Origin of the sequence: Nostoc sp. 2RC, assembly GCF_014222165.1 — a bacterium.
Taxonomy (GTDB): domain Bacteria; phylum Cyanobacteriota; class Cyanobacteriia; order Cyanobacteriales; family Nostocaceae; genus Nostoc; species Nostoc linckia.
This window is the reverse complement of sequence record NZ_JACKZU010000549.1, coordinates 1-3,634: the sequence shown is the minus strand read 5'-3', so window position 1 is coordinate 3,634 and position 3,634 is coordinate 1. Positions and strand designations below refer to the sequence as shown.

The window sequence follows — 3,634 nt, the reverse complement described above, 5'->3', positions numbered from 1 at the left end:
ATCTCCCCATCTCCCCACCTCCCCACCTCCCCATGACACAACAACCCCACCCAGACTCCTCTGAAATTACGCTAATTTGTGCTGTGGTCACTGTCAGCGATACACGCACGGCAAAAACAGACAAAAGTGGTCAGCTAATTCAGCAGTTACTCATTGCTGCTAACCATGCTGTAGGAGCCTATGCGATTATTAAAGATGAACCAACACAGATTCAACAGCAGATAGAAAGTCTCGGCAAAAGTGCAAATTTGGATGCTGTAATTTTTAACGGTGGTACGGGTATTGCACCGAGGGATACTACCTATGATGCAATTGAGCAATTATTAGAGAAAACCTTGCCGGGATTTGGTGAGTTATTTCGTTTTTTAAGTTATCAAGAAATTGGCTCGCGGGCGATCGCTTCTCGCGCCGTGGCAGGTATTTATCAAAATAAATTAATCTTCTCGCTTCCTGGTTCCAGTAATGCCGTGCGGTTGGGTATGGAAAAACTGATTTTGCCCGAACTGGCTCATTTAGTAAGTCAAATGCGGAAATAGAGTTGAGAACGGTATTAGAATTAATCATCACCTTACTTTGACTGTGCGATCGCTTCTGGCGCTGTTGCTGGTATTCATCAAAATAAATACTACGTACTGTTGTGGTAATGTAAGTACGTGTGGTGAACAAAAGGGAAAAGCTTTGTTAAGCGAATATCATAGAAAAAAGTTACTGCATCACTTTCACTGTCTGGATGCCGATAATTCAGGCTTCATTGGGAAAGAAGATGCTGAGATTTTTGCTCAGAGGTTCGCCAACATCCGTGGCGCAGACCTTGGTTCAGAGATTCACAAAGATTTGTTGTTTAAGTGGCTTGATGTTTGGGAAAATTTTTGGTCTAAAGCGGATTTGGATGGAGATGGTAAGGTAAGTCCCGAAGAATTTTGTCAGGGCATAGAGAAAGCCGTTTCAAATCCAGATTATAACGACCCTTTAATAGAGACTGTGTTTGACATTGTTGATTTAGACGGTGATGGTCAGATATCGCAACAAGAGCATCGTCTCTTTTTCAGTGTGTTTGACTTAGACGCTGAAAAATCAGCTTTTGTTTTCTCCAAGCTTGATATCGATAACGACGGCATTCTTTCTAAACAAGAGTTTGTTTCTGCTAAGAGAGAATTTCTCACTGAAAAGGAACCCGGTGCTTTAGGCAACTGGTTTTGGGGTTCTGTGGAGTAATGCAGATTCCAAATAAAAAAAACCTCGAAGATTCGGGGTTTTTTTTCTTAAATTAGTTTTTCAACAATTTTTAGAATGGTGCGATCGCTAAACAAATAACAGCTAAAATTGCACCGATGATATAAAACACTCCAACTACTTGCAATTCTGACCAGCCTGTTAGTTCTAAATGATGATGTAGCGGTGCCATTTTGAAAAGACGCTTGCCTTTGCCATCGGGGCCTTTGGTGGCTTTGTAGTAACTTACTTGTGCCATTACAGATAAAGTTTCTACGAAGAAGATACCACTGAGAATGAACAGGGCTACTAAGCTATTTGTTAACAACGCCACAGCGGCTAAAGCTCCTCCTAGCGCCAGGGAACCAGTATCCCCCATGAAACCGCGGGCTGGGTTCCGATTATGGGCTAAGAAACCCAAACAACCGCCACTTAATGCAGCACAGAAAATCATCAAACCTGGTGCTGTGGGTGCGATGAGAGCGCCTAAGGCTAAAAACGCGATGGCTACTGTTCCCCCTGCTAAGCCATCAATACCATCAGTTAAATTAGTAGCATTACTTTCTGCAACTAGCACAAAACCTGCCAGAGGCCAGAATAAGAAACCCAAGGGCAGTGTCAAGCTAACCCAAGGCAAAGCTATATTTGTAATATTAGAAGGTTGATTAAACATCAGCCATAGGCAAAACACCACCGCAAAACTGATTTGTAAACCCAGCTTCATCCTGGGAGATATACCTTTATTTGATTTACGGCGGAGAATTTGCCAATCGTCCAGCCAGCCAATCAACCCGTAGCTGATTGTTAATGCCGAAACTGCAAGCACTTCTGTAGCAAAGTTAGACAATACACAGGCAAGTATCACAGCTACAGGGACAAAAAATATGCCGCCCATTGTGGGAGTGCCTGCTTTTTTAAGATGAGCTTGGGGCCCATCTTCGCGGATGATTTGTCCGGTTTTAAGTGCTTGTAGTATTGGTATTATTAAATAACCAGCGATACCTGAAGCTAGCGCAGACAATAATAATGGCAACGTTAAGGACATAGCGTGCCAGGGTAACCTATTGGCCAGCCAATCCAAGAAAAATGCGGTTGTGCCTAACCCTAAGGCTAATAAAGAGGCTAGAGCGATTCCAGAAATGTTTAATCCTTGCTCAGGAGATAATTTAGCGTCCACAGAAGTTTCCCTTCACTCCACACTTACAAAAGTAAATACCAGAAACGAGGTATATTACCAAGTTCCCCAAGACAAAATTATTAGTCTTCAGCGATTCCAATATCGTCGTCATCATCAAGGTCGTAATCGCCGATTCCATCTTCTACCCCCATGAGGGAGTCTATTTCTTCTTCATCATCTTGAAAATCCGGTTCGTGAACGTCACGCGCTATGAGACGACCGTTACTTTGTAACCAATCTAGAAGGGAGGATTCTTGCTTCAGGGGGATGACACCAGCTCGTTGATTACGAGGTTCTTCACGTAATGGAGAGTTCAACATATCGAGGAAGACAACAAAAGGTTTACGTAACTTGACATTTAGAGTCTATCACTTGACACGGATTAATTTAGTTATCCTTTCAACCCTTGAGTTGATAAATCCGCATTGAGATAGAAATTTTTATTTAATAAGCTTATGGTTTACGGAAAGTGGTTATTAGTAATTTTTTTGGCTTTACACATAGGTGATGAATAACTTGTTTATGCTGATGAAAAGAAAGTGATTTTTGAGGTCACAGACTATGCTGGGAAAAACGGCTCTTATTGATGCCATCGCTGGTACAAATCGCGGTTTATTGGCGACTGAAGCACAGAAACAGGCTATCTTAGCAGCGATCGCTAACTTAGAAGACAATAATCCTACACCTCGTCCATTAGAAGCAAAGGAATTGCTTGATGGCAATTGGCGATTACTATACACCACTAGCCAGGGCATTTTGAACTTAGATCGTTTGCCTTTTTGCAAACTCGGTCAAATTTATCAGTGTATTCGGGTAGAAACTACCAGAGTTTACAACATAGCAGAAATTTATGGCTTTCCTTATTTAGAAGGTTTAGTCAGTGTTGCTGCAAAATTTGAGCCAGTTTCACATCGACGCGTCCAAGTAAAATTTGAGCGCTCTATTATTGGGTTACAACGTTTAATAGAATACAATTCTCCGGCAACTTTTATCCAACAAATTGAAGCAGGTAAAAAATTTCCGGCAATTGATTATGCTATCAACAACAATCGACAGCAAGGCTGGTTAGATATTACTTATATAGATAACGATTTGCGAATCGGTAGAGGTAACGAGGGAAATGTGTTCGTATTGAGTAAAACATAAGTTTATGCAAAAATACTGTTTGCGAACGAAGGTACGTTATAACGACAACTTTGTCAAGAAGGTTTAAACACTGTTTTGGATTGGGGTGGGGAGGTGGGG

Annotated in this window: 5 protein-coding genes; 3 read left to right on the top strand and 2 right to left on the bottom strand. The window is 41.6% G+C overall.

The window, feature by feature from the left end; translation table 11 throughout:
• The first annotated feature begins 32 nt into the window (after positions 1–32).
• Positions 33–536, top strand: a complete 504-nt coding sequence (locus GNE10_RS32935; RefSeq protein WP_185570247.1) for a molybdenum cofactor biosynthesis protein B — start codon at positions 33–35, stop codon at positions 534–536.
• A gap of 142 nt (positions 537–678) precedes the next feature.
• The gene (locus GNE10_RS32930; RefSeq protein WP_185570245.1) at positions 679–1,215 is read left to right on the top strand and encodes an EF-hand domain-containing protein; all 537 of its coding nucleotides are present in this window, start codon (positions 679–681) and stop codon (positions 1,213–1,215) included.
• A gap of 70 nt (positions 1,216–1,285) precedes the next feature.
• Here GNE10_RS32930 and mraY read toward each other — a convergent pair whose 3' ends face one another.
• Both mraY and GNE10_RS32920 read right to left on the bottom strand, forming a co-directional pair.
• The gene (gene mraY, locus GNE10_RS32925) at positions 1,286–2,389 is read right to left on the bottom strand and encodes a phospho-N-acetylmuramoyl-pentapeptide-transferase (protein ID WP_185570243.1); all 1,104 of its coding nucleotides are present in this window, start codon (positions 2,387–2,389) and stop codon (positions 1,286–1,288) included.
• Between the two features lie 80 nt (positions 2,390–2,469).
• Entirely contained in the window at positions 2,470–2,709 is a 240-nt protein-coding gene (locus GNE10_RS32920) for a DUF3134 domain-containing protein (protein ID WP_099066721.1), read from the bottom strand.
• Between the two features lie 241 nt (positions 2,710–2,950).
• Here GNE10_RS32920 and GNE10_RS32915 point away from each other — a divergent pair, with 241 nt between their 5' ends.
• Positions 2,951–3,535: a PAP/fibrillin family protein gene (locus tag GNE10_RS32915; protein WP_185570241.1), complete on the top strand. Its 585-nt coding sequence runs from the start codon at positions 2,951–2,953 to the stop codon at positions 3,533–3,535.
• The last annotated feature ends 99 nt before the right edge of the window (positions 3,536–3,634 follow it).

Coding starts and splice junctions, on each gene's coding strand:
- GNE10_RS32935 (WP_185570247.1), top strand. CDS start 33: ATGACACAACAACCCCACCCAGACTCCTCTGAAATTACGCTAATTTGT.
- GNE10_RS32915 (WP_185570241.1), top strand. CDS start 2,951: ATGCTGGGAAAAACGGCTCTTATTGATGCCATCGCTGGTACAAATCGC.
- GNE10_RS32920 (WP_099066721.1), bottom strand. CDS start 2,709: ATGTTGAACTCTCCATTACGTGAAGAACCTCGTAATCAACGAGCTGGT.